We start from the raw sequence: 26,943 nt of genomic DNA, 5'->3' as shown, positions 1-26,943 counted from the left end.
TCTTTTTTTGTTCTTAATTCCTGCGCCAAGTCCCTTTATTCAGCTAGCGCAGAAAGCTTGGTAGAAGCTGCGACAGGTCTAGCAGAAGCTGAGACTATCTATCGGACCTCATAGTCGCTATAAGTAATAATCCGGCTCATTTGCGAACCTATCGGACTCCATAGTCGCTATTGGCTCGAAAAGCCCTCATATCGCGCATGTTTGGAACGAATAATGCCTCTGGAGTCCGAAACTCCCCGTAAAAGCTGGAATTAGACCAAATAGTTGCATCTGAGTCCGATAGCGTATCGTGCTGAGAGTGTATGGGAATGCAAAACGCCGAATAAGTAGCTGAGCTGTACATTAAGTAATTCAGATAATTAGTCAAAAGGTTGGTCAAAAAGCTCAACAGTTTATCGGACCGCATAGTCGCTATAAGTAATAATTCGGCTCATTTGAGAACCTATCGGACTCCATAGTCGCTATTGGCTCGAAAAGCTCTCATATCGCACATTTATGGAACGAATAACGCCTCTGGAGTCCGAAACTCCCTGTAAAAGCCAAAAATTAGCCAAATAGCTGCATCTGAGTCCGATCGCTCATCGTGAAGAGGGTGTGTGGGAATGCAAAACGCCGAATAAGTAGCTGAGCTACACATTAAGTAATTCAGAAGGTTAGTCTTAAGCTCAGACGGTGATCGGACCCATAATCGCTATTAGTCGTATATTAAGAAATTCAGAAGGTTAGTCAAAAAGCTCAACAGTTTATCGGACCGCATAGTCGCTATAAGTAATAATCCGGCTCATTTGCGAACCTATCGGACTCCATAGTCTTTATTGGCTCGAAAAGCCCTCGTATCGCGCATGTTTGGAACGAATAACGCCTCTGGAGTCCGAACCTCCCCGTAAAAGCCAAAAATTAGCCCAATAGCTGCATCTGAGTCCGATCGCTCATCGTGAAGAGGGGGTGTGGGGATGCAAAACGCCGAATAAGTAAGTCGCACATCAAGCAATCCAACGCCCACAACGCCCACAACGCCCTACAACACTACCATCGCACATCAAGCAATCCAACGCACAATAAGCACCACCATCGCACATCAAGTAATCCAGACGCCCAACAACAAAGCACATTCAAGTATTGAAGTACTTGAGTATTCAAGTGTTCAAGAACATACATCGCACTTCTTACATATAGAGATCATTCCTCCTAGCCCCACGCAGTGTCCTTTACGTCGCCTCCCACTTTTTCTGTTTGCGGTTTTTAAGAGTTCCGTTGATGGAGTTGCGAAGTGGAGGTTTGGAGCTGGAGAAACGCCAGTGGTCGCCTTTATCCTCGGATTTCTACCGCTCAGCGGTATAAAATCAGGAAATCTGAGGATAACAGCAATCGTAAGCCCAAACGCTCCACGTAGTGGCGAACATATCGACGTACTCTTTTTATCCGCCCAACAGAAAAAACTACATACAAATGAACATAAAAAACTTTAAAATAAACATATGTAAGCGTTTATCACTTTGATATAGTTATTGGACCCGGAGGTGTATCTCGATGTTGTCTAGGCTGATTAGGCCGATTCTGAAGCTGAACGTCAAACAACAGCTTATCCTGCTGTTTCTGATTATGATCTCGCCCATTCTGTTTTTGAACATTTACGGGAATATGAAGGCTGAGCAAATTCTGAAGCGCCATGTGACGAATGCTTATGTAGAGCTGAACAAGCAAAACTTCACCATCATTAACCGAGATATCGATACCGTAAATAAAATTACTACCACTGTAATACAAAATCCTCTGATTCAGCAGATTAATATGACGGGTTCGGATACCATCCTGGAGCGGGTTAAACGTTATGAGACGATAGAGAAGCTGTTGGTCAGTTACTCGCAGGGAGCTGAGCGTGGGGACGGCATCTATTATTCCCTTTATATATACGATCCCGAGGATTATTATTTTTTTGCACCCAATTTCCCGCAGGTTAAGAAGGCGGGGGTATATTTCTTTTCCAAAGCGGAAGAGCCATATTGGTTCGAGGAGGTTGTCCAGAAAAAGGGCCGCGGATCTCTAAAATTCACAGGGAAGCTAAGTGCGCAAGCGGAAAACTTGAAGACTCTTACCTATATGAGAGCTGTCAATAACATCTCCAGAAAAGCTGAGACCATTGGGGTTTTAGTCATTACCAAAATGGACGCAAAAATCGGAGAATCCCTCAAATCCATATCGTTGCCTGATGGTGATATTTACTTAACAGATCTGGATAATCGTGTACTCGCTTCTACTACGAATAATACTGGTGAGATCATTACACTGCCGGAGACGGTCGTTGCTGAGGATTTGGAAGGAACCGTGGATGTTATTACTTCGGATTTTATTTATGTGGTCAATAATAACCATGCCTTAGGACAGAAGCTAGTCTACAAAATCGCCGTGAAAGCGCTGCTGCAGCAACAAAACGAAATGAAAAGTGTGATTCAATACATAACTGTGGCCTATGCTGTTTTTGGATTAATCATGATTACTTATTTCTGGCGTTCATTAATGACGCCTTTGCAAAAGTTAGCTTTTTTCGTCCGGAAGTTTGAGCCAGGCAATCGTGTCCCGGAGACGCCAAAAAGAGGGAGTAACGATGAGGTCAGTGTGCTGATTGGATCTACCTATGACATGGCCCGCAGGCTAAATGGACTAATTACTTATAAATATCAGATGGAGCTAAAACAGAAGGAATCACAGCTTCAACTGCTCTATCAGCAGATCAATCCGCATTTGCTCTACAACACTTTAGAGAGTATTTACTGGAAAAGCTCGCTGGAAGGCAACGTTGAATCCGCCGAGATGATCAAGGAATTATCCAAGCTTATGAAGATTAGCCTCAGTCGGGGAAGGGAGCTGATTAGCCTTGAAGAAGAGCTGGAGCACGCAACGGCCTATATCAAGCTGCAGCAGCACCGGTATGATTATATATTTCGTGTAGTAATGGAGATTCACCCAGATACGAAAAGAAATCTAATTCCTAAAATTACCCTGCAGCCGTTAATTGAGAATGCTATTATTCATGGTGTCAAAAATATGGGCGAGGATGGGGAAATCATCATTAGCGCAGTTTGTGTGGACGATACCGTCGAGATCTCGATTGAAGATAACGGCTATAAGTCTGTTGATTATCAGGCCATCGAAGCTGTGCTGAATGACGACAGTCCAAATCCGGCCAGCGGTTACGGGATTCGCAACATTAACCAGCGTATACATTTACACTTCGGCTCTGATTATGGCATCAGCTATACCCCTCGTAAAGAGGGCGGTACATTGGTGACGGTTAAGCTTCCGAAATCAGAGAATCAAGACTAAGGAAGGGGAGCATACAGATATGTTCAATATATTAGTTGTGGATGACGAACCCTTGATTTGTAAAGGGCTGAGCAATTTATTAGCTTCTTCGGGGTTAAACATAGACCATATTTATACAGCAAACAGTGGTTTTGAAGCGCTGGACTGCATTCGGATGGAGGAAATAGACCTGCTTGTTACTGATATTCAGATGGGCGCAATGAGCGGGATTGATCTAATGCAGCATGCAAAATTAGCCAAACCCTGGGTACAGACCATCGTGATTTCTGCACACGAGACATTTCAATATGCGCAAATGGCGGTTAGGCTTGGCGCGAAGGATTATTTGATCAAACCTTTGAACAGTGAGCAATTTCTGGATTCGGTGCGAAATGTGCTGCTTAAGATGGGGAAACCATCGCCAGAATTGGATATTTTCATGTCAGGAATTAATGAAAGCTTTCGGCTGGAAGAGCCGCTTCCGGAATACAGCAAGTTATTGAATGAACTGCTCATTGAGCCTGAAGGTGTACTGTGTGATGCGGAACGCTTGCAAAAGCTGGATAACCTGAAACTGCAAGGGCCTTATTTTTCCGTCTTAAAAATTAAGGTGCCTCTGGCTGGAATGAATCAGGAGAAGCACTACACCTTGCGGGACAGACGGCTTCTTTGTTATGCCGCTCTGAATATCGCCAAAGAGCTGATGGATCAGGAGTGGAACTCGACAGCCTTTTATGCAGAGGATGAAGAGATTACGATCATTATTCAATGGGATGAAAAAAGCTATGAAGATTCGTCTGCCAGTCAAATCAATAGGCTAGATATCCTTGGCCGTAGTCTTCATTTTAATATTCAAAAATATTTGCACTTAAATGCAGTTATCGGCATCAGCCAGATTCTCAAGGGTCTTTCTTTTATGGCTGTATTGAACCGTCAAGCCTCCAAAGCCATTCTCTGGAATAATGAACATAATGACCATTATGTGTTTTACTACGGGGATTTTAATTGGAACAGCTACACAACCGATCCTTCAGTAGAAGAGCTTCATACACGCAGCAATCTGATTGTAGAGAAGGCGAGAGAGTATATTGACGAGAACTATGCGCAAAAAGGATTAACCATCCATGAAGTGGCTAAGAAAAACCATGTCAGTCCCAATTATTTGAGCTATCTGTTTAAGAAAAATACAGGTTACAACCTGTGGGAATATGTAATTAAGCTGCGGATGGAAGAAAGCCGGGAGATGATTTTGAACACTGATCTTCGCAGATACGAAATCGCCGAGCGTGTAGGTTATGAATCACCAGAGCATTTTAGTAAAATTTTCAAAAAATATTATGGGATTAGCCCCAGTGAATTGAAGAAGTAAAAACACATACTACTTCGGTAGATTTAGACATGTTCAGTACAACCCTCATTTTCTACAATTTAAGGTAGGAAGCATTTTGCGAAAAATGCTGAAAGAAAAATGGAATGAGGGAGCCTGATGAATCAAACCGCAGTTGTATCCGAAAATCCGCCGGCGCTGAAGGGTACACCTTACAAGCAAAACCGCTGGAAGAAAAACTTTTGGGGATATATGTTCCTCGTACCTGCTGTGATTATTTTTGTAATGTTCCTGTGGGTGCCAATTTTTAAAGGCTTGTTGTACAGCTTCTACCATGTTGATTTTGTAAAAGGGAATAGCTTTGTTGGCTTTGAGAACTACGCTAGAGCCCTTAGTGATCCGGATGTTTTGACCGCGTTAAAAAATACGGGGTATTACATGCTTCTATGTCTTATTATCGGGTTCTGGGTTCCGATTGCTTTTGCCATTATGATCTCGGAGCTGAGAAGGTTTGGGGGCTTTGTACGGGTAGCGGCTTACCTTCCTTTCGTAATGCCTGGTGTGGTTCTATATGGACTCTGGAGATGGCTTTATGATCCGGTGGGCCCAATCAACGCGGTATTAAGCTCGCTTGGTGTGGACCAGGTTGCTTTCCTGACAGATACAAGGTGGTCGATGATTTCCCTTGTTTTTATGGAGACGTGGCAGCAGTTTGGATCAGGGATGCTAATATACTTGGCTGCTGTACTCAGCATTCCGCGGGATTGGTATGAAGCAGCTGAGATTGATGGGGCGGGTGTGTGGGCACGTATAAAGTACATCACATTGCCTTCGCTACGTAATTTGATCATTTTGATGCTGATATTACAGATTATCGGGACTTCACAAGGGTATCAGTCACAAATGGCGCTGCTTGATGGTGGACCGAATAATACTACGCTTACCTATGCGCTGCTGATCGTAAAATATGCTTTTACGCGACTCGATTATGGAACAGCGACTGCGCTTGGCATGCTAATGTTCATTGTCCTAGGTGGTTTGGGCATTTTACAGTTCAAGCTTAACAAGGAGGACAACTAAGATGAAGAGCGCAGATAGAGGGATTCTCTCAGAACATGATTTGAAAAAAACAAGCAATAAGATCGTTTATGGCTTGATGTGCGTGGTTATTTTGATTATGGTGTTCAGCATGCTGTATCCGATCTGTATGACGTTATTTAACGGACTGAAATCGAATCAAGAGGTGAACTCATTCCCACCGCATTTTTTCCCGCAGGAATGGCACTTCAGCAACCTTAAAGAAGCGATGAACTACATTGATCTGCTGATGTTCCTTAAAAACACTATTTATATTTTTGTGGGGAATATGGTCGTGACACTAGTCGTATTGGGAATGTCTGCTTTCAGCATTTCTCGTATGAATGTCCCTTACAGAAAGGCAATTTATTTCTTTTTCCTGATGACATTGTTTATTCCGGCGACCAGCTACATGATTCCCAACTTTGTCAATCTAAAAGAGCTTGGATTACTGAATCAGTACGCTGCCTTTTGGCTGCCGGCTGGTGCGAATACATTCTATTTTCTACTCTTAAAGAACTTTTTTGATGGGATACATCCTGAAATTTTTGAAGCCGCGCGGATCGACGGTTCCTCTGAGCCGAGAAGCTTTTTCTCCATTGCAGTGCCATTGTCGGTTCCGATATTTGCTACGCTGGCGATCTTTATCTTTTCTACTGCATGGAATGACTGGTTCTGGCCATCTCTGGTTATGCACAGTGAAGAGAAATATACGCTCGCGACAGCAATCTATAAATACGTTATTAATGTAAAGGCACTTAATACGAATATTAAATTCGCTATCCTATTTATCGTATCGTTGCCGCCGATCCTTGTCTTCCTGATCTTCCAAAAGTTCATTATGCGTGGCGTCGCATTATCAGCAGTTAAGGGATAAGCGCGGATCGACGGATTTAGTCACGGATCGTAAACATGCACATGAAAGGAATATAAATGCACCTCGTTTGTAAACGATTTCTCTTTTATGATCGATATGTAAGATAACTATGAATTGAAAAGGGGAGTTTCAATGCGTAAGTACTCTAGCGTGCTACTAAGCCTCCTTGTGGCCGGATCATTGTTAACCGCATGCGGCGGTAACAACAATAACGGAAACACGACAGGAAACAAGGAAGGGGAAGCGACTACTGCGCCAACGAATGCTGCAACAGATAATGCTGGCAGTGCTACAGCAGCGCCAACTGATGATATCACACAAAGAAAAGTGACCATCAAAATTCACTATCCAACCCCTGACCTAACCGAAGTTAGAGCACAGGAAGATGACAAGATCAAACGTTTCCAAGAGGAATATCCGAATGTTGAGATCGTCAAAGACGATTGGCAGTACAATGTAAGTGAAATCGGCATCAAAATGGCAGCAAATGAAGCTCCAACCTTCTTTAACACTTACGCTACAGAAGCAAAATTCTTAGTTGAAAAAGGCTGGGTAGCTGACATTACGGATCTGTGGAATAAATACGAATTTAAGGATCAAATTAACCCGGTTCTCCAAAATCAATTTATCATTGACGGAAAAGTATTCGGCGTAACTCAAAAGGGTTATGTAACAACCACAATGATCAACAAAAAAATGCTGGATGAAAAAGGCGTTGCTGTTCCACCTATGGATTGGACTTGGGATGATATGCTGAATACCGCTAAAGGCGTAGCTGATACCAAAAAAGGGATTTCTGGTATTGCTCCAATGGGTAAAGGGAATGAAGCAGGCTGGAACTGGACCAACTTCCTGTTCGAAGCTGGCGGTGAAATTCAGAAGATTGAAGGCGGTAAGGTTGTAGCTACTTTTAATTCTGAGGCTGGGATTAAAGCGCTGGATTTCTACAAGAAACTTAGATGGGAAGCAAACGCGATTCCTCAGGACTGGGCACTAGGCTGGGGCGATGCTGTAGGCGCATTCCAACAAAGTCGTACAGCAATGGTAATGGCTGGATCTGACGGCGTTATTGAGCAAGCGTTGAATCAAGGCGGTCTGAAACCAGAAGATGTACTTACGTATCCAATGCCTGCGATGGAAAAAGGCGGAAAACACACTGGGGTACTTGGTGGTGACTACCTTGTAATCAATCCAAATGCAACCCCAGACGAGCAAGAAATGGCATTCCGTTATATTACATTTGATTACTTCTCTGATAAAGGTCTAGAAGCACTGGATGCGGTTCTGCAACAACGTACAACGGATGGCAAATACTTTATTCCGCCGCTCTTAGATTACTATTCTGCAGATTCTGACTTCGGTAAGAAAACAAAAGCTGTGTATGATAAATATACAAATGTATATCAATACAGCCCTGATATTTTAGGTTTGCTGGATGGTAAACCGGAAGCACAATACAATACACAGGACTACTATGCAACCATGTCCAATGTAATTCAAGAGCTGTTCTCCAAAAAAGGAACAGATTCCAAGACACAGCTTGAAGCTGCCGCCAAAACAGTGCAAGAGAAATTCTTCGACACAATTAAAGTAGAATAGCTAGGAAGAACAGAACCGGCTCCTTTAGGAGTCGGTTTTTTTATGTTTATATTATTGATATTTTTATAAATTAACACGACGGGTGACACTCGACTATTTTTTAGAGGGTCATGGGAAAAAATAGAGTGTCAACAAAATTAGATTTGCTTTTTTTAAAAAATTTTTGCGAACGAAAAGGTAGAAAATGGGTATTGGTTCTTGTCTTTTTAAACATAAACTTTAGATTTAAGGGATATTACAGCATAAATAATGGTAAAAAACCTATAAAATGATCGAATGAAAGCGCTTTGAAAACAAATCAAAAAAACTTTATACTTTGTGAAAGATTTCACTATACAAGGTGGAAATGATGTGATAAGATAAATGTGTAGAGAAAAACAACCTAAAAATTGACAGGAGGACGAGGGAGATGGCAGTTAAGAACGAAGTCGCCGCCCAAGTTAAACAAACTACCGCTGAAGAGTATATTCAGACTTTGGTGGATAAAGCGAAAAAAGCACATGAGGCATTCATGGCGCTGGATCAAGAGCAAGTTGACACAATCGTTCATGCAATGGCGTTGGCTGGACTCGACAAACATATGTACCTCGCTAAATTGGCTGTAGAAGAAACTGGCCGCGGGGTTTACGAAGACAAAATTACTAAAAACATCTTCTCGACAGAATATATCTGGCACGGAATTAAATACGATAAAACAGTAGGCGTTATTGAAGACAATGCTTATGAGAGCTTCCAAAAAATTGCTGAGCCCGTCGGAATTGTAATGGGTATCACACCGGTAACCAACCCTACATCCACCACGATGTTTAAAGCGTTGATTTCGATTAAGACACGGAACCCTATTATATTCGGTTTCCACCCATCTGCGCAAGAGTGTAGTGCAGCAGCTGCTAGAATTCTTCATGATGCGGCTGTAAAAGCTGGCGCACCTGAGAATTGTATCCAATGGATTGAAATGCCAACGATGGACAAAACAAATGCTTTGATGAACAACCCAGACGTTGCACTTATTCTCGCAACAGGCGGTTCTGCAATGGTAAAAGCAGCTTATAGCTGTGGTAAACCAGCTCTTGGCGTAGGTCCTGGTAACGTACCAGCATTCATCGAAAAGAGCGCGGATATCGATCAAGCCGTAACGGACATCATTCTTTCCAAAACTTTTGATAATGGTATGATCTGTGCTTCCGAGCAAGCTGTTATTATCGAAGAACCAATCTTCGATCAAGTGAAAAAGAAAATGATCGCTAATGGCTGCTACTTTGTTAACAAAGAAGAAGCTGCCAAACTTACTAGCGGCGCTATGAACGTTGATAAATGTGCGGTTAACCCAGCAATCGTTGGACAATCCGCAGTGAAAATTGCTGAAATGTGCGGTATTCAAGTTCCTGCCGGCACTAAGATTCTGGTAGCAGAACTTGAAGGTGTAGGCACTAAATATCCATTGTCCGCTGAAAAATTGAGTCCTGTGCTTGCTTGCTACAAAGTTAAAAACGCAGATCAAGGTATCGAACGCGCAGCACAAGTTGTTGAATTTGGTGGTATGGGCCACAGTTCGGCTATCCACTCCAACAACGAAGAAGTAATCATGAAGTTCTCCAACCGTCTGCAAACAGGACGTATTCTCGTTAACTCGCCTTCCACTCATGGTGCGATCGGCGATATCTATAACACTAACATCCCTTCGTTGACGCTGGGCTGCGGATCTTATGGTCGTAACTCCGTGTCGCAAAACGTTACAGCAATCAATTTGATCAACGTGAAAAGGGTGAATCGTCGTACCGTGAATATGCAATGGTTTAAAGTACCTGACAAGATCTATTTCGAAAAAGGCGCTACACAGTACCTGACCAAAATGCCTGATATCACACGTGTCGCAATTATCACTGACCCAATGATGGTTAAGCTTGGATATGTTGAGAGAGTTGAACATTATCTGCGTCAACGCCAAACTCCTGTAGCGATCGAAGTGTTCTCGGAAGTTGAACCAGATCCATCGACAACTACAGTTGAAAAAGGTACAGCAATGATGAACAGATTCCAACCGGACTGCATCATCGCACTTGGTGGTGGTTCCCCAATGGATGCTGCAAAAGGAATGTGGTTATTCTATGAACATCCAGACGCAGACTTTAACGGTCTGAAACAAAAATTCATGGATATCCGTAAACGGGTTTACAAATTTCCTAAACTTGGAAACAAAGCTAAGTTTGTAGCGATTCCAACTACTTCGGGTACAGGTTCGGAAGTAACATCTTTCGCAGTTATTACCGATAAAACAACTGAACAACATACTAAATATCCTTTGGCTGACTATGAGCTAACTCCAGACGTAGCTATCATTGATCCAGAGTTTGTATATAGCTTGCCAAAAACTGCTGTAGCTGATACAGGTATGGACGTATTGACACATGCTATCGAAGCTTATGTATCTGTTATGGCGAGTGACTACACTGATGGTCTGGCAATTAAAGCAATCCAATTGGTATTCCAATACCTTGAAAAATCGGCGCTTGAAGGCGACAGAGTTGCCCGCGAGAAAATGCATAACGCATCAACACTTGCTGGTATGGCCTTTGCTAATGCTTTCCTGGGTATTAACCACAGTTTGGCGCATAAATGGGGCGGTCAATATCACACTGCTCACGGTCGTACTAATGCGATCCTTATGCCACACGTTATTCGTTACAATGCTAAGAAACCTACGAAGTTCGCTTCGTTCCCTAAATATTCACACTTCGTAGCTGACGAGCGTTATGCAGAAATCGCCCGCATTCTGGGATTGCCAGCTCGCACAACTGAAGAAGGTGTAACTAGCCTGATCAATGCTATTCGCGACATGAACAAAAAACTGGGTATCGAAGAATCCTTCCAACAATTGGGCTTTGATCCTAAGGATTTTGAATCCCGTGTAGATTACTTGGCTGACCGTGCATTTGAAGATCAATGTACAACTGCCAATCCTAAGCTGCCACTGGTATCTGAACTTGCAGATGTATACCGTAATGCTTTCTACGGAAGATTTGATAATTAATATTTGGTTAAGTAGATAATAGGATGGTTGTGGATTAGATATAAGTGACAAATATCACCCGAAAGGTGATATTTGTCACAGTCTATTTATAGAAAATAAACTAAAATGTTTATATAAACAACGGTCCCATCCATGGAACAATGATTGTGAATTTTCGAACAACCATATCTTTCTTGGGATCACGAGACACGGGATCAACCTTCAAGCCCGCGATCTCTACAAATATTATAAATATAGATGGAGGGATTTAGCATGTCGGTGATTGAAAAAGATGTACAAGAAGTGAAATCCGGTTGGAGAAGTTTTACAAAAGGTAAATGGTCCAGAAAAGTTGACGTTAACAACTTTATCGCAAGCAACATTAAGCCTTATGAGGGAAATGAAGAATTCCTCGTAGGACCTACTAGTAACACAACTGAACTGTGGAAGATTATTTCCCAATTGAGCAAGGAAGAAAGAGAAAGAGGCGGCGTATGGGATGTTTCCCTAGATACTGTCTCCACAATTACTTCACATGCTCCAGGCTACATTGACAAAGACAAGGAACAAATTGTAGGTGTGCAGACTGACGCTCCTTTCAAACGTTCCATCCAGCCATTCGGCGGGATCAAGATGATGGTTGATGCTACGAAGGCTTATGGCTTCGAGCTTCCACAAAACATCGTTGACATGTTTACGAACATTCGCAAAACGCATAACCAAGGCGTATTTGATGCATATACACCAGACATGAGAGCTGTGCGTAAATCCGGCGTAATTACAGGTCTTCCTGATGCTTACGGCCGCGGACGCATCATCGGCGACTATCGCCGCATTGCTCTGTACGGTATTGATTTCCTCATTAAAGACAAAAAACAACAACAAACTGAGCTTGAAGTTGATTCCATGACTGAAGATATCATTCGTTTGCGTGAAGAGCTGTCCGAGCAAATTCGTGCACTTGGCGAATTGAAAGAAATGGCAGCCGCTCATGGTATGGATATTTCCAGACCAGCGACCAACTTCAAAGAAGCTACTCAATGGGTATACTTCGGGTATCTTGCAGCAGTTAAAGAGCAAAATGGTGCAGCGATGTCCCTAGGCCGTGTGTCTTCTTTCTTGGACATCTATGCAGAACGCGATATTGCTGAAGGTACTTTGACTGAAGAACAAGTACAAGAAATCGTCGATCATTTCGTAATGAAACTGCGTATCGTGAAATTCTTGCGTACACCTGACTATAATGATCTGTTCTCCGGCGACCCAACATGGGTAACTGAATCCATCGGTGGTATGGCTGAAGACGGAACAACTCGTGTTACCAAGAACAGCTTCCGTTTCTTGAACACCCTGTACAACTTGGGTCCAGCTCCGGAACCAAACTTAACTGTACTGTGGTCCGAAAAATTGCCTGAAGCCTTCAAAAAATATTGTGCCAAGGTTTCCATCGAAACTAGTGCAATTCAGTATGAAAATGACGATGTAATGCGTCCATACTGGGGTGAAGATTATGCAATTGCTTGCTGCGTATCTCCAATGCGTATCGGTAAACAAATGCAGTTCTTCGGCGCTCGTGCCAACCTGGCAAAAGCATTGCTGTATGCTATCAATGGTGGTATAGACGAAAAATCCGGAGCACAAGTTGGACCGGAATTCCCAGCGATCACTTCTGAATATCTGGATTATGACGAAGTAATGAAACGTTTCAAACCGATGATGGAGTGGTTGGCTAAGACTTATGTTAACACTTTGAACATCATTCACTATATGCATGACAAATATTCTTACGAACGTATCGAAATGGCGCTGCATGACCGTGACATTCTGCGTACGATGGCTTGTGGTATTGCTGGGCTGTCCGTTGCAGCTGACTCACTAAGCGCAATTAAATACGCCAAAGTAAAACCTATTCGTAACGAACAAGGTATTGCGATCGACTTCGAAACCGAAGGCGAATTCCCTTGCTACGGTAACAATGACGATGCTGTAGACAGCATCGCAGTTGAATTGGTTGAAACCTTCATGACTATGATCCGTAAAAACAAAACATATCGTGATTCTGTGCCGACTCAATCGGTACTGACCATTACTTCGAATGTAGTGTACGGTAAGAAGACAGGTACTACACCTGACGGACGTAAGAAAGGTGAACCTTTCGCACCAGGTGCTAACCCAATGCACGGACGTGACAAGAAAGGCGCCTTGGCTTCCCTGAACTCTGTAGCTAAACTGCCTTACTCCGATGCACAAGATGGTATCTCTAACACATTCTCCATCGTACCTAAGGCACTTGGTAAAGACGAGGATTCCCGTAAGTCTAACCTGGTACACATGATGGATGGATACTTCCATAACAACGCTCAGCATCTGAATGTTAACGTATTTAACCGTGAACAGCTGATGGACGCTATGGAGCACCCAGAGAACTATCCACAATTGACTATCCGTGTATCCGGTTATGCAGTTAACTTCATCAAGCTGACTCGTGAACAACAAATGGATGTAATCAACCGTACATTCCACGGTTCGATGTAATTTGTTCCTGTCATGAAGATCTTTGAATTAGTACTACATTGAAATAATTGCAAGGAAGATACCGCCCTTGTCTCAAGGGCGGTAATATCTTGTTTGAGAATTGTTAAAATTTTAAATTTTATTGCCGCGATATAGGGATATGACAGTCTCAAGGACAGGGAGCTTCATCGTTGAAAAAGGGACTGTTAGTCTGGCGTGGCGAAAGGATGACATCCTATGATTAAAGGTCGCATACACTCTTTGGAAACCTTTGGAACCGTTGATGGACCTGGTATTCGATTTGTCTTATTTATGCAAGGCTGCTTGCTGAAATGTCAGTATTGCCATAACCCTGATACTTGGGCTTTAGATGAAGGTAAAGAAATGACTCTAGAAGAAGTACTTTCGGAGATCGAGCCATATATAAACTACTATCGTTCATCCGGTGGCGGGTTAACTGTATCCGGTGGAGAACCAACCTTGCAGGCGCAATTTGTAAAGCAGTTATTCACGGAAGTGAAGAAGCGTTGGAATCTGCACACCACTTTAGATAGTAATGGCTACAACGAAGGTGACAAGATTAATGACTTATTGGACGTTACAGATTTGGTTATGCTTGATCTGAAGCATATTGATGAAGAAGCGCATATCAAGTTAACCGGTAAATCCAATGATCGAACTTTGAAGCTTGCACGCTGGCTCTCAGACCATAATCGTAAGATGTGGATCCGACATGTATATGTTCCTGGTATTCATGATCGTGAAGAGGATCTCATTAACTTAGGTCGTTATATTGGAACCTTAAATGGCGTCGAGAAATTCGAAATCTTACCTTATCATCAGATGGGTATCTATAAATGGGAAATGCTCGGCAAAGCTTATGAACTGGATGGAGTGCCTTCTCCAACAGAAGAAGAAGTGCAACGGGCATATCGCTTGGTCGAAGAAGGTCGTAAGCAAACGGCATTGGTATAATAGATAGCTATTTTTAAGAGAGACCGTACCCTCAGTGGTTGATCACTGAAGGTGCGTTTTTTTGTTATGAGGAAGTAAAAAAGGGAGGGGATAAAGCTCCCTTGAGGGGGAATTTTATACTATTCCTAATAAAGACATGCTATAGTTACACGTGGTTAATGGGGTAGATAATAAATGAATATGTCAGGTAATATGACTAATTAGATATTTTCATTACATGTTTTAAAGAAAAACAAAGTTTTGTGATGAAAAAAACAAATACATAAAGTGAATTAACATTTTTGTGTTAGATAATATAACTTATTATGTAGTTGATTCCGCTTACATTAGAGATTTTTATCCCTATAGTGGATGAATCTTAACCTTACGATAATGAAGTCTGTTTTCTATAATAAGAAGTGTAAAGCACATCAATATATAGGGAGGGTCACAAGAAATGAAAAAAAGTATGACTTTGCTATTGTCCCTGATTTTCGTATCATCAGCTTTACTGACTGGTTGCGGAGGCAACAACAATGAGTCTTCTAACAAAGGAGATGGAAACGCTACCGCGACGAACTCAGCCGCTACAAATGCTCCAGCAACAGAAGAACCGGTAAATAACGAGCCATTTGAAATGACGATTCGTCACACTCAAATCGGTGCAGACAAGCAGAAACGTCTGGCTATTCTCGAAGAAGTAGTTAACAAGGTACAAGAGGATGTACCGGGTCTCACCTTTAAACTCGATGGGGTAGATTCAGATGTAAACCGTAAAGAAAAATTGCGTGGCGAAATGGCTGCCGGTAATCCACCGGAAATCTTCGATCTGTTCGGTAGCCCTGACTCCAAGATCTATGCTAAAGAAGGTAAATTACTTGACCTGACTCCAATTCTTGAGGAACTTGGAATTAAGGATAAATTCTCAAATCTGGATCCTTTCACTTATGAAGGAAAAATCTATGGATTGCCAATCGGTGGTTCTGGTGAAGGCTTCTTCTATAACAAAGAATACTATACAAGCAAGGGCTGGAAGGCTCCAACAACATTTGCTGAATTGGAACAACAATTGGCTGATATCAAGGCTGATGGAAAAGTACCTTTGGCTGGTGCATCCAAAGCTGGTTGGGTACCACTTATGTTAGCTAACCACCTGTGGTCACGTTATGCAGGTCCGGATGTAACTGCTAAATTTGCAACAGGCGAAGCTAAATGGTCTGATCCAAATGTAGTAAAAGGATTTGCGAAATACAAAGAATGGGTTGATAAAGGCTACTTCAAAAAAGGCGAACTTGGCTTTGAATATGCTGAATACACAACACAATTCACTAGTGGTGAAGCGATCCTGCTGTATGATGGTACTTGGAAATCCTCCGTATTTAAAACGGGTCAATCTGGCGAAGGTTTGATCGGTAAAGTTGGATTCTTCAATATCCCAGCAGTTGAAGGCGGAGCGGGTGACCAAACTGCATTGATGCGCGATGTGAACAATGGTTATGGTTTCTCTGCATCTGCTGAAAAAGATCCACGTCAATTGGCTGCTGTGAAATCATTTATTAAAAACTTATTTAATGAAGAAATGCAATTGCGCGGACTTGTTGAAGATGGTGTATTGCCAGCAATGAAGATTGACCAAAACGTATTGAATGAGAATATTACTGATGATCTGATGAGCGAAATCGTAGGTGTACTTAACAACTCACAATCTTCGTTCCCAGCATTTGACTCTCTTGTTCAAGCTGATGTAACTACAGAAATCAGTAACATTCAAATTCAAAAACTGATTGGCGATCAGACGACTCCTGAGAAAATGGGCGAAGCTTTGCAAAAGGTACAAGAAGAAGCAAACGCAGCAGTTGAATAAATAGCTGCAAACTGAATGTACCCTGGTGCTAAATCCAGGGTGCATTTTTAAAATCAAAGAAAATATGTGTTTGCACTTGATCTGAAGCATTCACTATTCGCCAGATGTCAAAGCAACCGGAGGTAGTCATGAATAAAGCATTAAGAAATCCAGTGGTATTTTTCCTTTTCGTTCTTCCAGCATTGATATTGTTCACGATGTTTTTCATTTACCCCATTTTTAGTTCTATTTATTACAGCTTTACTAGTTGGAACGGTGTATCGGAGACGGTTAAATCAGCCGGATTAAGTAATTATGAGAAAGCGCTGGGAGATGAACGATTCTGGATATCTGTTAAAAACAACGGTTGGTTTATTCTTTTCTCCGTATGTATACAGGTACCGTTGATCGTATTCTTTTCATTATTGATTTCTAATGTGAAAAAGTTAAAGGGCTTATATAAGACAGCAGTCTTTATGCCTTCCATTATGTCTACAGCGGTTATCGGTATTCTCTGGGGGTTTATCTATGAGCCCAATATTGGACTTTTTAATAAGCTCCTTAGTCTAGTAGGAATTAATCCTATTTACTGGCTGTCAGATGAAAGATTTGCAATGCTTTCTATTTTGTTAACGAATGCTTGGCAGTGGACTGGATTTTATATCGTTATGGTGCTAGCTGCGATTCTAGCTATTCCTGGTGAATTGGATGAAGCTGCAGCCATTGACGGCGCAACTGGATTTCAACGCGCTACTCGTATCACGCTTCCTCTAATCGTACCGATCATCTCGGTTGTAATTATGCTATCGATTGCTGGAGCAATGAAAGCTGCGGATATCGTCATCGTTATGACTAAGGGGGGACCTGCAGGTTCAACCGATGTAATGGCAACATACATGATTAAATATGCGATCACGAACTTTAAGTATGGATACGGAAATGCCATCGCTGTCCTGATCTTTGCGTTTACACTGGTGGTTACAGTCCTTTATCAGCTGCTGATTGCACGTCGTACAGAAAGGATTGAATACTGATGCCACGCGCCCTGAAAAAGAGTCTGCCACATATTGCCCTTTTATTCTATTTGTTAGTGATCCTGTTTCCTTTCCTATTCGTATTATTCTCATCTGTGAAAAAGGATAATAATGAGATTGCGCTTAATCCTTTTGGCATCCCAAAGGAATTCGTCTTCAATAACTACGTGGAAGCTTGGGTAAATGCCAAGATTAGTACTTACTTTTTCAACAGTTTGTACATTTCGATCCTTGCCTCTGTAGTGTCCATTCTGCTTGCGTCTATGTTTGCTTTTGCGGTTACGCGGATGCGACAGGGAAAATGGAATACTATTTTGTTCTCACTGGTTTTAGTAGGAATGCTCATTCCGAATAATGCTTTAATGCTGCCGATTTATACGATTGTACGTAAGTTAGGAATACTGAACACCCACTGGGCGTTGATCATTCCTTATATCGCCAACGCGATTCCATTTACCATCATTATTTTAGCAGCATTTATGCGAAATTTACCTAGAGAAATAGAAGAAGCTGCGGTCATGGATGGCTTGAAGGCACCGGGTATCTTTGCTAGAATTATTGTACCTCTAACGGTTCCGGCTATGGTTACGGTATTCATTGTTAATTTCCTGGGAAATTGGAACGAGTTCTTGCTAGCTAACTACTTCCTGTCGAATGACGAGCTGCGAACGCTTCCAGTAGGTATGGTCCAATTCCGTGATCAATACCAGATGAACTATGCACAAATGTCAGCCGGTATCGTCTTCAGCGTACTGCCGGTAATTATCATTTATGCTATTCTGCAGGAGAAAATTATTGAAGGTGTAACAGCGGGCGGCGTAAAAGGATAACTTTATTCTCAGTCAGGAGCACTAGCCGATGAATTTGCGCTATAAATTATTTACGGCATTTTTGGGCCTGATTATCATTCCTTTATTTATTCTAGGCATGCTTATGTTTTTTGTGACTTATAATTCTATTGAAAAAAAGTACAGCCAGCAGTCGGAATACTCACTTAAAGCGATTAGCTACAGTATTTCTAATGTATTAAAAGATATGGATAACGTTACAGACAACGGAATTGCTACCTCGGTATTTCATATGGCCCTTAGTGCAGATGATCCTAACAACCAGGATTTGACTGATGCTGAGCAACTGAATCTTAATGCGAGCCAGCGCAATTTCCGTAGTCTGTTGTTTAATCATCCATCGATCAGCTATGCATTTTTGTACAATTTTAACGGTAGAGGTAACTCTGAAATCGTGTCGCTTTTTAACAAGGAAAATTTCCGAACACTACCCTATGATACATTCAAAAAAAGTGATTTGTACCAGGAAGTTATGGACTTGAATGGTGTGCCGAAATGGCTGGCTCCTCACGAGTATCCCGAGCTTACGGGTACTGAACCTGTGTTTACACAAATTCGGCTAGTGAAGGAATTGAGCTTCTTTCAAAACATAGGTATCCTAGTTGTGCAGATCAAGAATTGGGAGTTCGAATCCATATTTCGCAATCTAAAAATTGGGGATAGCAATCAGGATGTATCCTTTATGCTTGTAAATGATGATGGAATGATTCTTTTTGACCCAGATCAAAAGCTGGATGGACAGGACTTCCAGTCTTTCGCGGATAAAGAGATTACCTTTAAAAAAGGGTTTCAGAGTTTCAAAACAGAGTACAACGGGGAGAAAAGCATTCTTTCCATGTATCACTTGAAGGACTATCCATGGAGTCTGGTATCTGTGACTTCTTGGGATACGCTGTCTCACGAAGTTACAGTATTTGCTCGCTGGTTCGTCGCTGTGATTTTCCTTTGCTTATTGGCAGCTGTGATCTTCAATTTATTTTTTATGAACCGGATTACCGGCGGCATCGCTGTCATTGTTCGTTTTATGCGCCGGGTTGAAGACGGAGATCTGACCACTAGGGTAGAAGTTAAAGGAAATGATGAGCTAACGCTGCTTGCTAAGGGTTTTAATGATCTTATGGATAAAATCAATGGGTTGTTTAACAGAATTCATGTGGAGCAGCGTCGCAAGAATCAAGCTGAGATGCGTGTTCTGCAGGCACAGATTAAACCACATTTTTTATTCAATACATTAGAATCAATCAATGTTCTCGCTATACAGAATGAAGGCAAAAAAGTTAGTGAGATGGTCTATAGGCTGGCCAGTATTTTGCGAATCAGCATTCAGGATCGGGAAGAGATTACACTGGATGAAGAAGTTAAACATTTGCGCAATTATTTGGATATACAAAAATTCCGCTTTGAAGATTTGTTCGAATACGAGATCGATATTCCGAATGAATTGATGAGTTGCGGTATCCTTAAACTCACTTTACAACCGCTTGTAGAGAATAGCATTCAACATGGATTTGAGGGCATTGATTACAAAGGTCATGTTTCTGTGAAAGTTTGGGAGAAGCAGGGGGATTTGATTTTACGTATTGAAGATAATGGTATTGGTATTACACCTTCTCAGTTGGCTATTTTTCAATATATTGTGAATGATCCTGTAGAGCAAGAAGTTAAGGTTGAACGGGATAACCGGATGAATCTTGAACGCAGAGGTCTTGGTATTCGCAGTGTAGCAGATCGCATCCGCATTGAATACGGTGACAGGTACGGAATATTTATCTGTTCTAGTCCAGGTCATGGTACTATTATCCAATGTGTCATACCTAAATACGAGCAGGGGGAAGATCATTATGCTAAAAGTATTATTGGTTGATGACGAAGCCCCAATTCTGAATAATCTGAACAGGGTGTTACCTTGGCAGGAGATGGGGATGGAGGTTGTCGGTATGGCGCGAAGCGGGATGGATGCTTTGCGTATTGCCGAGGAGAAACAGCCTGATCTTGTGTTATGTGATATCCGTATGCCAGTGATGGACGGGTTAACTTTTATCGGTAAGTTGCGGGAGATGGGATTGGATAGCGAGGTGCTGCTTCTTACCGGGTATCAGGAGTTTGATTATGCACGGGAAGCGATTCGGCTAGGTGTTAAAGAGTATATTTGTAAGCCGATACATTATGAAGAGCTTGGCAATAAGGTACGGGAGATTGGGGCTAAGATCCGTAGTAAGCAGTTTAAGAATAAACTGTATAATAGCATTCCAATATTTCAGGAAATCCCTGAAGGTGAAGATGACTCTGGCAAAAAAACACCGGATCAGCTGATGAACCAAGCAGCTAAGTACATCACAGAACATCTCCATTCTGATATTGGGATTGAGGAAGTGGCGAATAAGATCGGGATTAGTGGCAGTTATTTCTGTCTCTTATTTAAGAATCGTTTTGCTATGACTTTCGTGGAATACGTGACCCTACAACGAATTGAAGCTGCTAAGTTTATGCTAACTAACAGTGATAAGAGTATTACGATGATTGGCTCCGGAGTTGGTTATCAGGAGCGGCGTTATTTTACCAAGGTATTTCAGAAGCAGACAGGGATGTCGCCTAAGGAGTACCGCGACCGATGCCGGACCGAAGTGCGGTGAGGTCGGCGTCGCTCCAAGGAATGATTGTTGCTGAGTGGCAAGGTCGGCGTCGCTCCAAGGAATGTTTGTTGCTGAGTGGTGAGGTTAGCGTCGCTCCAAGGAATGTTTGTTGCTGAGTGGTGAGGTTAGCGTCGCTACAAGGAATGTTTGGACTTCCGGTCGCTGTTATCCTCAGATTTCTTAATTAGAAACCGCTGTTAGCGGTTGAAATCCGAGGATAAAGGCGAACGCTACGCTCCTACAGTTCCAAACTTCCTCTCCGTTCCTTCTCCCTCACCCCTCTTCGTAGTAGTATAGGGGCCGTCCCACACCTGTGGATGTGGGCCTCTCTGGGAACACAAGGAATGATTGCCTAGTTAATCTAAGGCTGGAATTATCAACCAGCCCTTGGCTGTGATGAAGTACAAAGATTATCGACCAGCCCTTGGCTGTGATGAAGTACAAAGATTATCGGCCAGCCCTTGGCTGTGATGAAGTACAAAGATTATCGACCAGCCCTTGGCTGTGATGAAGTACAAAGATTATCGACCAGCCCTTGGCTGTGATGAAGTACAAAGATTATCAACCAGCCCTTGGCTGTGATGAAGTACAAAGATTATCGATCAGCCTTTGGCTGTGATAAAGAGTAAAGATTATCGATCAGATCTTGGTTGTGATAAATGCGATTAAGGTACATAAGCTATGATTAATTAAATTTTTTGCCTCTATTTAGAGGCTGAAGAGATGGTTTTCCTCGATTTTCGAGGATAATCGTCTCTTTTTTTATAGAAATATAATATGTTCCCTATACTCCCATAAATTATCATATGTTTTAATTAGAGTGTAAGGAGGATACACAAAACGTTAGGCAAGCAAGAGTAATTGGGGCTTAAGAATGGGATGATGGAGAATGGGGGAACCAAAAATGAGTGTGACGAATCCTTCCGTCAGCTTGTCAGAAGTAAAGAAACCAGGCAGGGGAAGAACGCCGAATTTTCTTAGAGTAATGAAGAAATATTGGGTGTTCTATTTGATGATGTTACCTGCGATAGTGATTCTAATCATCAATAACTACATACCGATGTTAGGAACGGTAATTGCATTTAAGGATATCAATTACCAAAAAGGGATTCTGGGTAGTGATTGGGTCGGGTTAGCAAACTTCAAATATTTAATCTCAACGGAGACGGCCTGGATCATTACGAGGAATACGTTATTGTATAATACAGCGTTTATTATACTGACGCTATTTTTTTCACTAGCTTTTGCAATTATGTTTAACGAAATGCGCAGCAGATGGCTATCGAAATTCCATCAAAGCGCTATGTTTCTCCCTTATTTTCTCTCTTGGGTCGTCGTAAGTTACTTAGTATACGGCTTTCTGAGTGCAGAGCATGGGTTTATGAACAAGACATTACTCCCGTTCTTTGGGGTGGATCCTATCGAATGGTATTCGCAGTCCAAATATTGGCCTGGGATTCTAGTAATTGTTAAGATTTGGAAAGAGATTGGCTATACAACGGTTATTTATATGGCCGCTATCATTGGAATAGATAATGAATATTATGAGGCTGCACTAATTGATGGAGCTTCTAAATGGAAGCAGATTCGAAAAATCACACTGCCGCTAATCAGCCCAGTTATTATAGTAATGACGCTGCTGCAGATAGGTAGGATTTTTAACGCAGACTTCGGATTATTCTTTCAGGTTACGAGAAATGCAGGAGCGTTATACTCGACGACACAGGTTATCGACACTTATGTATATCAGACCTTCCTCGCAATCGGTGATATAGGAATGTCATCAGCCGCGGGTCTCGTTCAATCTGTTGTAGGTTTTCTATTGATTTTCTTAGCGAATCTTGCAGTGCGGCGAATCAGTAAAGATGATGCTTTATTTTAAAGGGAGGTGGGAGTGTTGAGCCAGACAGAAACAGCATTAGGGTCGTCACGGCGTACAGGAAAGCGCACAAAACGGCAAAGACAACCCAATGAAATATCTAATATATCTAATTTGCTAATTAATATATTCTTTTGGATATACACAGCGATTTGTGTGGTGCCGCTGATCCTCGTAGTTATTGTATCGTTTTCGGACGAGAATTCCGTAATCCAGAACGGCTACAGCTTTTTTCCTAACAAGTGGGATATTTCTTCTTATGAATTTCTGTTAAAAGATTATTGGCAAATTATCGATGCAGCTTCCGTTTCGTTATTTGTGACTGTGGTGGGCACGATTCTGAGTCTTATCATTATGGCTATGTATGCTTACCCTATCTCACGTGGAGATTTTCCACATCGTAATTTCTTCTCATTTTTTATGTTTTTTACAATGTTGTTTAATGGTGGCCTTGTGCCTTGGTATCTGGTCTACACGCGAATGATGCATATGAAGGATACGTTATGGATTCTAATTATGCCGCTGCTGGTTTCTGCTTTCTTTGTTATCATCTTACGGACCTTTTTTGCCAATACCATACCGCCAGCTTTAATCGAATCTGCTAAGATCGATGGGGCGCCAGAATTCCGGATCTTCGTTCAAATTATTTTGCCTTTGTCTATGCCAGTGTTAGCTACAGTAGGTTTGTTTCAGACCTTGGCCTATTGGAATGATTGGTACCTTAGTTTGATCTTTATCTCACCCGAAGGTCATGTAAATTTACAATACCTAATGTATAAGACGATGCTGAATGTTCAGTTCCTGACTGCAAGTCCTCAGGCGATGGCTGCCTTGGCTGCACAGGGTGTAGAAATCAATATTCCAACAGAAACGGTAAGAATGGCGATGGCTGTTATTGGTATCGGACCTATCGTGTTTGTATATTCCTTCTTCCAGAAGTATTTTATTAAAGGGCTTACCGTGGGTGCTGTCAAAGGTTAAGGACGATTGTAATGGCTTAATTCGGCCGCTTTATGCTAAGGTGTGAACGGCCGATTCAGCATATATAAATATTTTGAGGGAGGTTATGGTGTATATGAAAGCTGTTAGAAAAAGCGCACTAATGACACTATTGCTAACGATGGTACTGAGTCTTAGTTTAGCAGGCTGCGGTGGGAATAACGGGAATAATGAAGCAGCTTCACCTGCTCCAAGTGAAAATGCAACCGCTACCAATGCTGCTACGGATGAGCCAGCCGCAGATCCTACTGCCGAACCGGCAAAAGAATTGGAGCCTTATACCGTCAAGTTAATTTATGTCGGTGCAGTGCAAAAGGATGAAAAAGCTGTAGAAGATGAAATCAATAAGTTATTGGAACCTAAAATCAACGCCAAATTGGATATCGCACCGATCGATTGGGGTCCATGGGACAATGATGTCAATCTGAAAATTGCGAGTCAGGAAAAATTCGATATCATCTTTACAGCTCAATGGAAGAACTATGTAACGAATGCAGCTAAAGGCGCTTATCTCCCGATTAATGACGATAGCGGCAAATATGGTAATCTCCTAAATGAATACGGCCAAGGGATTCTAAAAAATCTGGATCCACAATTCTTAAAAGGTTCAGCGATCAATGGTGTGAATTATGCTGTTCCTACAAACAAGGAGCTGGCTGCACAAGGTGGGGTTGTCTATCGCTCCGATATTGCGGATGAACTGGGCATCGATATGTCGAATGTGAAATCCATTCAAGATCTGGATGCAGTTCTCAAAGTAGTGAAGGAGAAAAGACCTGACCTGACTCCATTGTATTTCAAACAAGGTGAGACCTTTAACTCACAATACATGGCACAATACGATACCCTTGGTGATGCTGCCATTCCTGGTGTTCTGCTTAAAGATTCCTCAGATACTAAGATTCAATCGATGATTGAGATGGATCGTTATAAAGAAATCATTAAACTTACTCGTGAGTATATGAAGAAAGGTTACATTAACAAAGACGCAGCTGTTGCTACGAATTCGACTCAGGATGCAATGAAGGCTGGCAATGTCTTTATGACAGTGCAATCGCTTAAACCAGGTAAAGATAGTGAGCTGGCTAACGCTACCGGATTGGTTGGCAAGCTGAAACAAATTGCATTCAATGATCCAACGATTTCTACAAGTGATGCTGCTGGATCGATGCTTGCGATCTCTGCTTCCTCTGGTGATCCGGCCCGGGCTATGATGGTTTTAGATCTCCTGCACACAGATAAAGATATCAACAATCTGCTTGTTTTCGGTATAAAAGGTGTGCACTATGAAGTCGTAAGTGGTGATACGATCAAAGCTACAGATAAAACAGCTGATTATAATACGGCTGCAGCTTGGATGCTTGGAAGTCAATTCCTGAACCCTGTGTGGGAAAGTGAAGCTCCAGACAAATGGGAACAATTCAAAGCCTTTAACTCAAAAGGTAAAGCCTCTGTAGCTCTTGGTTTCAACTTCGATGCCTCCTCAATGAAGACTGAAATGGCTGCTTGTAAAGCTGTAATGGATGAATACGACATCAGTTTGGATACGGGTTCTGTTGACCCTGATACTGTACTGACTAAGTATGCTGATAAGCTGAAAAAGGCAGGGCTCGATAAGATTATTGCAGAGAAACAAAAACAGCTGGATGCTTTCCTGGCTGCGCAAAAATAAAGCGAAAATGAATTAAAAAAAGGCTCTCCCCGGCAGGCTGATTTAGCCGGGGAGAGCCTTTTTATGATATTACTTAGCGGAAGGAGCTGTCTATTCGCTTTGCGGCTTGAACAGCAAGGGTCCAAGCCAGTTCAGGAGTTAGCTCGCCTTTTTCAGCTTTGGTCAAGTATTCGAGCATGCTTGTCTCCACGTCAGCGTGATGAGGGCCGTAGTAGGTCGGAATTACTGCTTTTGCTGCTGACGAAAGGGTCAGACCAAGCTCTGAATTAGGAAAATAGGGATCGTGCAGATCGTGGATCTCTGGGTCATCATAGATTTCGGGGGTGGAAGGGAAAGCCCCTTGTACCTTGAAAGAAACCAATTGCTGCGCTGGTTCGGTCAGCCATTTAATAAGAGCAAAGGATTCATCAGGATGATTACCTGTCTTTGGTAAGGTCAGAACGGAGCCTCCGCGATTAGCACTGTTTTCTGGGATTTGTGTTACATTCCATAAACCGCTGGCTGTTGGAGCACTGCTCTTGATATGACCAATCATCCAAGCCGGACAGAGCATGACTGCAAAATCTCCGTTGAGCAGGCCTGCACCCCAGCGTTGGGTATCCACTGCAATACTGGCGGACAGATTCAGCTTAAGAGCTTGAATCGAGAAGTCCCAGGCTCGTTTGACCGCTGGATTATTGTCAAGGATTAATTCTTGCGTTGTGGGACTGTAATATTGAAGCTTGGACTGACGTAGTAGGGTGAGATAGAGGTTCTCCAAGTCATTTACAAAAGCTTTTCCTGTTCTCTCTTGTACTTTGGTGCCCGCTTCGAGGAATTGATCCCAAGTTTGGATTTCTTTAGCCACTTCCTCTGGTTTAGTAGGGAGGCCTGATAATGCGAATATATCCGTTCGATATAACATGGCATAGGGACCGATTTCCGTTGGTAATCCAAAAATAAAATCATTACCCAGCACCTCCTGCCACTTCCAATTCAGAAATTGATCCTTCAGATTGTCAGCATCAAAAGTGTTTAGATTATAAAAATAATCAGGAAACTGTTTGAAGCGATCCAAATAGCTAATATCAATGGCAGCCACATCCGGCGAACTATATCCAGCTGCGAATGAGGTCTGTAGCTTGGCTGGAAGCTGCGTGGAGGTGGAGGTCTGAATATGAATCTCTAGCTCGGGATGCTGGGATTGATATTGGTCAATGAGTGACTCAAGACCTGATCCAGCAGTGAGCCAGATGTTCAGCTGTATCGGGTCTTGTAAAGCGGTATCTTCCTTGGAAGGGGAGAGCTGACAACCCCTTGTATTAAGTAACAAGCCAAATGTTAATAGGACAGTAATCAACTTACCATTTACATTCAAGAGAAACACACCTCTGC

Annotated in this window: 17 protein-coding genes; 16 read left to right on the top strand and 1 reads right to left on the bottom strand. The window is 42.2% G+C overall.

The features are described 5' to 3' along the window. Positions 1-1,530: 1,530 nt before the first annotated feature. The 16 genes from MKZ09_RS24380 to MKZ09_RS24305 all read left to right on the top strand — a co-directional run bounded on the left by MKZ09_RS24380 (position 1,531) and on the right by MKZ09_RS24305 (position 25,569). Positions 1,531-3,324, top strand: a complete 1,794-nt coding sequence (locus tag MKZ09_RS24380) for a cache domain-containing sensor histidine kinase (RefSeq protein ID WP_076204932.1) — start codon at positions 1,531-1,533, stop codon at positions 3,322-3,324. A 19-nt stretch (positions 3,325-3,343) separates the two neighbouring features. Further along, positions 3,344-4,672 (top strand): response regulator, encoded by a 1,329-nt coding sequence (locus MKZ09_RS24375; protein WP_076134518.1) that lies wholly within the window; start codon positions 3,344-3,346, stop codon positions 4,670-4,672. 210 nt (positions 4,673-4,882) lie between these two features. Further along, positions 4,883-5,710 carry a carbohydrate ABC transporter permease gene (locus MKZ09_RS24370; protein ID WP_370510527.1) on the top strand — a complete coding sequence of 276 codons (828 nt, stop codon included), beginning with the start codon at positions 4,883-4,885 and terminating at the stop codon, positions 5,708-5,710. Between the two features lies 1 nt (position 5,711). Continuing rightward, on the top strand, positions 5,712-6,584 hold the full coding sequence (locus MKZ09_RS24365; protein WP_036682930.1) for a carbohydrate ABC transporter permease: 873 nt from the start codon (positions 5,712-5,714) through the stop codon (positions 6,582-6,584). Between the two features lie 132 nt (positions 6,585-6,716). Further along, entirely contained in the window at positions 6,717-8,183 is a 1,467-nt protein-coding gene (locus MKZ09_RS24360) for an ABC transporter substrate-binding protein (RefSeq protein WP_036682927.1), read from the top strand. A gap of 409 nt (positions 8,184-8,592) precedes the next feature. Further along, positions 8,593-11,214, top strand: coding sequence for a bifunctional acetaldehyde-CoA/alcohol dehydrogenase (adhE, locus tag MKZ09_RS24355; RefSeq protein WP_038572553.1), 2,622 nt, complete (start codon positions 8,593-8,595; stop codon positions 11,212-11,214). A 252-nt stretch (positions 11,215-11,466) separates the two neighbouring features. Continuing rightward, positions 11,467-13,728: a formate C-acetyltransferase gene (gene pflB / locus MKZ09_RS24350; protein WP_036682923.1), complete on the top strand. Its 2,262-nt coding sequence runs from the start codon at positions 11,467-11,469 to the stop codon at positions 13,726-13,728. Positions 13,729-13,944: 216 nt separating this feature from the next. Beyond that, entirely contained in the window at positions 13,945-14,682 is a 738-nt protein-coding gene (gene pflA, locus MKZ09_RS24345) for a pyruvate formate-lyase-activating protein (protein ID WP_036682920.1), read from the top strand. Positions 14,683-15,118: 436 nt separating this feature from the next. Further along, complete coding sequence (locus MKZ09_RS24340; RefSeq protein ID WP_036682919.1) at positions 15,119-16,525, top strand: extracellular solute-binding protein; 1,407 nt, start codon at positions 15,119-15,121, stop codon at positions 16,523-16,525. Positions 16,526-16,653: 128 nt separating this feature from the next. Further along, entirely contained in the window at positions 16,654-17,538 is an 885-nt protein-coding gene (locus MKZ09_RS24335) for a carbohydrate ABC transporter permease (RefSeq protein WP_036682917.1), read from the top strand. Continuing rightward, positions 17,538-18,368 (top strand): carbohydrate ABC transporter permease, encoded by an 831-nt coding sequence (locus MKZ09_RS24330; RefSeq protein ID WP_036682912.1) that lies wholly within the window; start codon positions 17,538-17,540, stop codon positions 18,366-18,368. Before MKZ09_RS24335 ends, MKZ09_RS24330 begins: the two co-directional genes overlap by 1 nt. 28 nt (positions 18,369-18,396) lie before the next feature. After that, on the top strand, positions 18,397-20,250 hold the full coding sequence (locus MKZ09_RS24325; protein WP_076134516.1) for a cache domain-containing sensor histidine kinase: 1,854 nt from the start codon (positions 18,397-18,399) through the stop codon (positions 20,248-20,250). After that, positions 20,228-21,019: a response regulator transcription factor gene (locus MKZ09_RS24320; protein ID WP_076134515.1), complete on the top strand. Its 792-nt coding sequence runs from the start codon at positions 20,228-20,230 to the stop codon at positions 21,017-21,019. Before MKZ09_RS24325 ends, MKZ09_RS24320 begins: the two co-directional genes overlap by 23 nt. A gap of 904 nt (positions 21,020-21,923) precedes the next feature. After that, the gene (locus tag MKZ09_RS24315; RefSeq protein ID WP_235219484.1) at positions 21,924-22,901 is read left to right on the top strand and encodes an ABC transporter permease; all 978 of its coding nucleotides are present in this window, start codon (positions 21,924-21,926) and stop codon (positions 22,899-22,901) included. 15 nt (positions 22,902-22,916) lie between these two features. Further along, on the top strand, positions 22,917-23,879 hold the full coding sequence (locus tag MKZ09_RS24310; RefSeq protein WP_081387086.1) for a carbohydrate ABC transporter permease: 963 nt from the start codon (positions 22,917-22,919) through the stop codon (positions 23,877-23,879). 94 nt (positions 23,880-23,973) lie between these two features. Further along, positions 23,974-25,569 (top strand): ABC transporter substrate-binding protein, encoded by a 1,596-nt coding sequence (locus MKZ09_RS24305; protein WP_076204930.1) that lies wholly within the window; start codon positions 23,974-23,976, stop codon positions 25,567-25,569. A 73-nt stretch (positions 25,570-25,642) separates the two neighbouring features. On the opposite strand, the gene MKZ09_RS24300 is transcribed toward MKZ09_RS24305, so the two are convergent. After that, complete coding sequence (locus tag MKZ09_RS24300) at positions 25,643-26,926, bottom strand: ABC transporter substrate-binding protein (RefSeq protein ID WP_076204927.1); 1,284 nt, start codon at positions 26,924-26,926, stop codon at positions 25,643-25,645. Positions 26,927-26,943: the final 17 nt, after the last annotated feature.

Origin of the sequence: Paenibacillus sp. FSL R5-0908 (assembly GCF_038006245.1) — a bacterium.
Classification (GTDB): domain Bacteria; phylum Bacillota; class Bacilli; order Paenibacillales; family Paenibacillaceae; genus Paenibacillus_AQ; species Paenibacillus_AQ odorifer.
Note: the sequence above shows the minus strand (reverse complement) of the source record. Positions and strands in the feature narration are given on the sequence as shown.

Bases quoted from the DNA above. Each gene is read 5' to 3' on its own strand.
- MKZ09_RS24315 (WP_235219484.1), top strand. From the start codon at position 21,924: ATGAGTGTGACGAATCCTTCCGTCAGCTTGTCAGAAGTAAAGAAACCA.
- MKZ09_RS24320 (WP_076134515.1), top strand. From the start codon at position 20,228: ATGCTAAAAGTATTATTGGTTGATGACGAAGCCCCAATTCTGAATAAT.
- pflA (WP_036682920.1), top strand. From the start codon at position 13,945: ATGATTAAAGGTCGCATACACTCTTTGGAAACCTTTGGAACCGTTGAT.
- MKZ09_RS24380 (WP_076204932.1), top strand. From the start codon at position 1,531: ATGTTGTCTAGGCTGATTAGGCCGATTCTGAAGCTGAACGTCAAACAA.
- MKZ09_RS24335 (WP_036682917.1), top strand. From the start codon at position 16,654: ATGAATAAAGCATTAAGAAATCCAGTGGTATTTTTCCTTTTCGTTCTT.
- MKZ09_RS24375 (WP_076134518.1), top strand. From the start codon at position 3,344: ATGTTCAATATATTAGTTGTGGATGACGAACCCTTGATTTGTAAAGGG.
- MKZ09_RS24330 (WP_036682912.1), top strand. From the start codon at position 17,538: ATGCCACGCGCCCTGAAAAAGAGTCTGCCACATATTGCCCTTTTATTC.
- MKZ09_RS24340 (WP_036682919.1), top strand. From the start codon at position 15,119: ATGAAAAAAAGTATGACTTTGCTATTGTCCCTGATTTTCGTATCATCA.
- adhE (WP_038572553.1), top strand. From the start codon at position 8,593: ATGGCAGTTAAGAACGAAGTCGCCGCCCAAGTTAAACAAACTACCGCT.
- MKZ09_RS24305 (WP_076204930.1), top strand. From the start codon at position 23,974: ATGAAAGCTGTTAGAAAAAGCGCACTAATGACACTATTGCTAACGATG.
- pflB (WP_036682923.1), top strand. From the start codon at position 11,467: ATGTCGGTGATTGAAAAAGATGTACAAGAAGTGAAATCCGGTTGGAGA.
- MKZ09_RS24365 (WP_036682930.1), top strand. From the start codon at position 5,712: ATGAAGAGCGCAGATAGAGGGATTCTCTCAGAACATGATTTGAAAAAA.
- MKZ09_RS24325 (WP_076134516.1), top strand. From the start codon at position 18,397: ATGAATTTGCGCTATAAATTATTTACGGCATTTTTGGGCCTGATTATC.
- MKZ09_RS24360 (WP_036682927.1), top strand. From the start codon at position 6,717: ATGCGTAAGTACTCTAGCGTGCTACTAAGCCTCCTTGTGGCCGGATCA.
- MKZ09_RS24370 (WP_370510527.1), top strand. From the start codon at position 4,883: ATGTTCCTCGTACCTGCTGTGATTATTTTTGTAATGTTCCTGTGGGTG.